Genomic DNA, 6,000 nt, shown 5'->3' with positions numbered 1-6,000 from the left:
GCACGAAACCCATCCCCCTCCTGACCTCCCCCTTGAAGGTGGAGGAACCCAAGACCGACCGCGTCAGGTGATCGCTTGCCGCACCAACAAGGAGATCTTTCAAATGGGAATCTGTAACGACCGCACCGTAATCATCACCGGTGCCGGCGGCGGCCTCGGCCGCGCTTACGCGCTCGCCTTCGCCGCCGAGGGCGCGAATGTCGTCGTCAACGACATCCGCAACGAGTCCGCCGTGGCCGTGGCGAGCGAGATCCGCGAGAGCTGCGGCAAGGCGATCGCCGACTCGAACGACATTACCCGGCTGGAATCGGCCCAAGGCATCGTCGATGCCGCGGTCGAGGCCTTCGGCGATGTCCATGTGGTAGTCAATAACGCCGGTATCCTGCGCGACCGCATGTTCGTGAGCCTCAGCGAAGACGACTGGGACGAGGTCATGCGGGTGCATCTGAAGGGGCACTTCTGCCTCGCCAACATCCTCGGCCGCCGCTGGCGCGACCAGGCCAAGGCCGGGCACAAGGTCGACGCGCGCATCATCAACACCAGCTCCGGCGCCGGCCTGCAGGGCTCGATCGGTCAGTCGAACTACTCAGCGGCGAAAGGCGGCATCGCTTCGCTGACGCTCGTCCAGGCGGCCGAACTCGCGCGCTACGGCGTGACGGCGAACGCGCTTGCGCCGTCTGCACGCACGTCGATGACGGAAAGTGCGATGGCGGAAGTCGTCAAGAAACCCCAGGACGGCAGCTTCGACCTGTGGGCCGCCGAAAACGTCGCGCCGCTCGTCGTATGGCTCGGCAGCTCGCTGTCGCACCACGTCACCGGGCAGGTATTCGAAGCCCAGGGCGGGCGCATCTCGCTGTGCGATGGCTGGCGCACCAGCGTGACCCGCGACAAGGGCGCGCGCTGGCAGCCAGCCGAAGTCGGTACGGCGGTCGACGCGATCCTTGCGGAGGCGGTTCCGGCGCAGAAAGTCTGGGGAAGCTGAGCGGCCATGTGGGGGCGGTCGGTCTCACGTTGACGCCGGGCACGCGCCGCGGATAGTTGCTTCGGCGCCTGCCCGATCGCCGCGTCCTTGCCGAAGAAGTCGGGCTAATATAGACGAAGGCAAGGCAAGTGAGGCCGACCATGAGCGTTTCGCCGGGCGTCTCGAGTATTCAGGACGTACCCCGTGAGTCCGCGGCACCGACCGTGACCGACGAGCAGGGGCGCGTCCATCGTGCGCTGAGGACCCTGAGCGCGGGAAACCGTACGCTTTTGCGCGCGAGAGACGAGGGGACGCTGCTGCAGGACATGTGCCGGGTGATCGTCGACCATGGCTATCTGATTGCGTGGGTCGGCTACGCGCAGCACGACGAGCAGAGAAGCATCCGGCCGATGTCCTGTGTCGGGCTCGATTCGAAGGTGTTGGAGGCCACGCCGCTTACATGGGGCGATACGGGACTCGGGCTCGGTCCGACCGGCACGGCGCTGCGCACCGGGCGCCCGGTGATCGGCAGGAACATCCTTAACGATCCGGCGCTCGGGCAGTGGCGGGACGAGGCGATCGTGCACGGACATGCCGCGATCAGCGCCTTTCCACTGCGCATTGACGGCGAACTCCTGGGCAATCTCAGCATTACCGCGGCCGACGCCGATGCGTTCGACGAGGCCGAGGTGCGCCTGCTCGCGGAACTGGCGGACGACCTGGCCTACGGGATCGCCAACCTGCGCATCCGGGAGCGGCATCGCGAGGCGGAAAAGACCATCGAGCGTATGGCATATGAAGACGCGTTGACCGGGTTGCCCAACCGGCTTGCCCTCTGCGAGCGCCTGCGCGCTGCGCTCGACATCGCCCGGCAGGCGCAACGCAGCCTGGCCTTGCTGATCGTCAAGGTAGGCGGTTTCGGGGAGATCAACGACACCCTGGGCTACCGGCAGGGCGATCGCCTGCTGCAGGAGATCTCGGCGCGCCTCGCGGCGCAGCTCGCCGATGGCGTGATCCTGGCGCGGGTCGGCGACGACGACTTCGCCGTCCTGTTGCCGGGAGGTGGTGCCGACGATGCGTCGCGGACCGCCGCCGAGCTCATGAACGCACTTCGGCGTCCGGTCGACTTGGGAGAACTGACCGTCGATGCGCGCGGAAGCGTCGGCGTCGCATTGTTTCCCGGCCATGGCGACGACCCTGAGGTACTGCTCCGGCGTGCCAGCATTGCGGCCTACCATGCGAAGCGGACGGCTGCGGGCCATGCCCTGTACGCAGGCAGCCTGGACCAAGACTGCACACGACGCCTCGCGCTGATGGGCGACCTGCACCGGGCCATCGCCAACGACGAATTGCGGCTTTACTGCCAGCCGAAGGTGGCGTTCGGCTCGGGGCGCATTTGCGGGGCCGAGGCGCTGCTGCGCTGGCAGCATCCGCGGGCCGGGCTGATCGCTCCCGACGAATTCATCAAACTGGCGGAACGCGCCGGCCTCATCAGATCGCTGACGCGCTGGGTGCTCGAAGCGGCGTTTCGCCAAGCCTATGCGTGGCAGGCGGCGGGACAGCACCGGCCGCTATCGATCAACCTCTCGGCGCAGGATCTGCACGACCCTGCACTCGCCGATCGCGTCCGGGGATTGTTCGCAACCTGGGGCAATCGGCCCGAACTGATCCAGTTCGAACTCACCGAGAGCGCGTTGATGGACGACCCCGAGGGCGCGCGGGAAACCCTGGCGCAACTCAAGCGGATGGACGTTCAGCTGTTCATCGACGACTACGGCACGGGCTATTCAAGCCTCCGCTACCTGCAGACGCTGCCGGTCGATGCGATCAAGATCGATCAGTCGTTCGTCGCCGACATGGTCGCGAACGAGGACTCGGCCACCATCGTGCGCTCGACGATCGAACTCGGACACAACCTCGATCTCTCGGTGGTCGCGGAAGGCGTCGAGAACCAGGCCATCTGGGACCGCCTCTCGGCCCTCGGCTGCGATACCGCCCAAGGATTCTTCGTCGGCATGCCGGTTCGAATCGAATCGCTTGCCGAGTGGGAGATGCAGTCCCGCTGGCACGCTTGACGAAGATGGCGCTTGCGGACGCCGCTTCCCGCCGGGGCGCGGCATTTTCTCGTGGCCCGCGGGCGCCAGGCGTTTCCTTAACGACGTTCAGTCATTGCGTTCGGCGACGTGTGCGCCATATGCCCGCTTCAAGTCTGCCTTCAGCAGTTTCCCCGCGGGATTGCGGGGCAGGGCTTCGCTGCGCACATGCACCACCACCGGCACCTTGTAGGCCGCGAGTCGCGCCGCAACGTGCTCGCGCAGCGCCTCGGACGTGACCGCGCCGGGCGCGTCCACGACGACGGCGGCGACCACTGCCTCGCCCGATTTTTCGTCCGGCACCGCGAACACGGCCGCCTCGATGACCGACGGATGCTCCAGCAAGCAGGACTCGACTTCGGCTGCGGCGATCTTCTCGCCGCTGCGGTTGATCACGTCCTTGATACGGTCGACGATGAACAGGAAGTCTTCGTCGTCGAGATAGCCGATGTCGCCGGTGTGGAACCAGCCGTCGACCAACGCGGAGCCGGTCGCCGCCGGATTGCGCCAGTAGCCCTGCATCACCGTGACGCCGCGCAGCCAGATCTCGCCGGACTCGCCGGGGGGCTGGGGCTTGCCGTCCGGGTCGGCGATGCGCACGTCGATGATGGGTGAGGTGATGCCCGAGCTGCGCGGCTTGTATTTGAAGAGTTCGCCCGAGCCGGCGGCGCCGACGCCGTTGGTCTCGGTGAGTCCGAAGCCGATGCCGGACATGCCGTTCGGGCGGGCGGCGAAGACGCTGCGGATCAGCGGCTGGGGCAGGCCGGCGCCGCCGAAGCCAAGGCTTCCGAGGCTGCCGGTGATCGCGGGGTCATCGAAGCCGGGGGACGCAAGGAGCTGTGCGACCATCGACGGCGCTCCGTTGAACTGCGTGATCTTCTCGTCGCGGATCAGGTCCAGCGCCTGCGCGGGATCCCAGCGGTGCATGAACACCAGGCGGCGGCCGTTGCGCAAGGCGGACAAGAGCTGCGCGTGCAGGCCGCTGACGTGGAAGAGCGGCACCGCGGTGAGGGTCGTCGGTGCGAGGCCGCTTTGCATGAGGGCCGCGACGGCCTGCGGCGAGGTCATCGCGGAGATCGCGCCGATGAAGTCGATGTTGAACAGGGCCTGGCACACGGCGCGCTGCGAGGACAGCACGCCCTTCGCCTGGCTCGTCGCGCCCGAGGTGAACAGGATCAGCGCCGGATCGTCCGGGCCGAGCGCGGGCCGCTGGAGCGCCTCGGGCGGCCGTGACGCAAGCGCCTCATAGGACAGCACGCCATCGATTGCCTGCCCGCCGACGAGCACGATACGGCAGCCGGGTACGCCAGTATCGCCTTCGATGCGCTCGAGACGCTCCGCATCGCAGACCAGCACGGCCGGTTCGACGTCGGCAAGGGCCGTGCGCAACTCGCCGCGCAGGCCGAAGCTGTTGAGTGGCGCCGGAACGGCGCCGAGCAGCGCCGCGGCGGCAAAGGCGACGGCCCACTCGGGCCGGTTGCGCATCGCGATCGCCACACGGTTGCCGCGCCCCACACCATGCTGCTGTAGCGCGGCAGCGACGGCGTCGACTTCGGCAAAGAAGCGCGTGAATGTCCAGCGCTCACCCTGATAGACGACAAAAACCTTGTCGCCATGCGCGCGGCCGGCGTCGATCAGGGTCGGCAAGCTTGGGAGCGCGTTCCGGTAGATCTTTACCGGACGTCCTCCGACTTCGCATTCGGTCAGCTCGAACGGCGCACCCGGCGCCAGCAGTTGCGCGCGGGCAGCGGCCAGCGCGTCGATGATGTTCGTCATTCGTCCCTCCATGGCGACGGTGCAGATACTCCGTCGCTGTCCTTGTTCGTGCGTGTGATTCCTTCCTCGCGCTCAGTTCGCCACGCTGAACCGATAAGTGCCGTCATCGTCGAGCACGCGCCGCAGTTCGCCTTCGTATCGCAACCATGACAGATGCGCAATGGTTTCGCCGATTGCGAGCATGTCGTCGGCGCCGCCGAGGATGCGCGGGAACAGCCGCCCCATGGCCTCGAACGCGGTGCAGCTGCCAGCTCCGGCGACGAATTCCCGCAAGATGTCGAACTGCTGCCGGTGGTGCTCGCGCAGCCCTCGCACGCGCGCGTTGAGGCCACGGAAGACCAGTTGGTGCGACGGCAACACGAGCGTCTCGGGGGCCAGGCGATCGAGGCGTCCGAGCGACTCGATCCACAGCTTGAGCGGATTCGCCTCGGGTTCGACGCCGGACACCAGCACGTTCGAGGTGATGCGCGGGAGGAGCTGATCCCCGGCAACCAGGATGCGATCGGACTCGCAGTACAGGCACGCGTGTTCGGGCGAATGCCCTTCACCGATGATGATGCGCCACGTGCGGCCGCCAATGTGAAGCTCGTCGTCCTCCCGCAGGCGCCGGAATGCGTGCGGATGGGGCGGCATGAAGGGATCGCGCCGCACCGCCCCGAACATCCGGTCAATGCGCGCGTCGGGCATCCCCGCGCGGCGGTAGAACTGGCGCAATGGCACGGGCAGTGGATCGGGGACCTGCTCGTTCAGCCCCCGCATCGTGAAGAACTCCCCATGCGTCATGTAGAGCGGGATGTCGAAGCGCTCCGTGAACCACGCCGCGAGTCCGGCATGATCGTAATGGAAGTGCGTGCAGATCAACCCCTTCACCGGCAGTCCCTTCAGGTGGCGGGCGATGATCGTCTCCCACAGCGCCTTGGATTTCCCGGTGTTCAGGCCGGTGTCGACCACCAGCCAGCCATCGCCGTCTTCCAGCAGGTAGACATTGATGTGGTCGAGCTGCATCGGCATGGGGATGCGCGCCCAGAGAATGCCGGGCGCCAGTTCGACGACGTCGCCATCGGGGGCAGGGGCGGCAAACGGATACTGGAGCTCCCCTTCCTCCTTCACTTCGCCGGCTCGCGCCGGCTCCGAAACGAGCCCGTGGTCTGGCATGAATGCTCCTGTGTG

Annotated in this window: 4 protein-coding genes; 2 read left to right on the top strand and 2 right to left on the bottom strand. The window is 67.0% G+C overall.

Going from position 1 to position 6,000, the window contains the following annotated elements:
- Positions 1-103: 103 nt before the first annotated feature.
- Both GPA27_RS22365 and GPA27_RS22360 read left to right on the top strand, forming a co-directional pair.
- Positions 104-982, top strand: coding sequence for an SDR family oxidoreductase (locus GPA27_RS22365; RefSeq protein ID WP_169142642.1), 879 nt, complete (start codon positions 104-106; stop codon positions 980-982).
- A gap of 203 nt (positions 983-1,185) precedes the next feature.
- Positions 1,186-3,036 carry a putative bifunctional diguanylate cyclase/phosphodiesterase gene (locus tag GPA27_RS22360; protein ID WP_256223079.1) on the top strand — a complete coding sequence of 617 codons (1,851 nt, stop codon included), beginning with the start codon at positions 1,186-1,188 and terminating at the stop codon, positions 3,034-3,036.
- 87 nt (positions 3,037-3,123) lie between these two features.
- Here the strand turns inward: GPA27_RS22360 and GPA27_RS22355 are convergent, their stop codons facing one another.
- Positions 3,124-4,830 (bottom strand): class I adenylate-forming enzyme family protein, encoded by a 1,707-nt coding sequence (locus GPA27_RS22355; protein WP_211165161.1) that lies wholly within the window; start codon positions 4,828-4,830, stop codon positions 3,124-3,126.
- Positions 4,831-4,902: 72 nt separating this feature from the next.
- Positions 4,903-5,985, bottom strand: coding sequence for an MBL fold metallo-hydrolase (locus GPA27_RS22350; RefSeq protein ID WP_169142639.1), 1,083 nt, complete (start codon positions 5,983-5,985; stop codon positions 4,903-4,905).
- Positions 5,986-6,000 lie beyond the last annotated feature (15 nt).

It is taken from the genome of Aromatoleum toluolicum (assembly GCF_012911005.2).
Lineage (GTDB): Bacteria > Pseudomonadota > Gammaproteobacteria > Burkholderiales > Rhodocyclaceae > Aromatoleum > Aromatoleum toluolicum.
This window is presented reverse-complemented; position numbering and strand designations above follow the sequence as displayed.

Bases quoted from the DNA above. Each gene is read 5' to 3' on its own strand.
- GPA27_RS22365 (WP_169142642.1), top strand. From the start codon at position 104: ATGGGAATCTGTAACGACCGCACCGTAATCATCACCGGTGCCGGCGGC.
- GPA27_RS22355 (WP_211165161.1), bottom strand. From the start codon at position 4,830: ATGACGAACATCATCGACGCGCTGGCCGCTGCCCGCGCGCAACTGCTG.
- GPA27_RS22350 (WP_169142639.1), bottom strand. From the start codon at position 5,985: ATGCCAGACCACGGGCTCGTTTCGGAGCCGGCGCGAGCCGGCGAAGTG.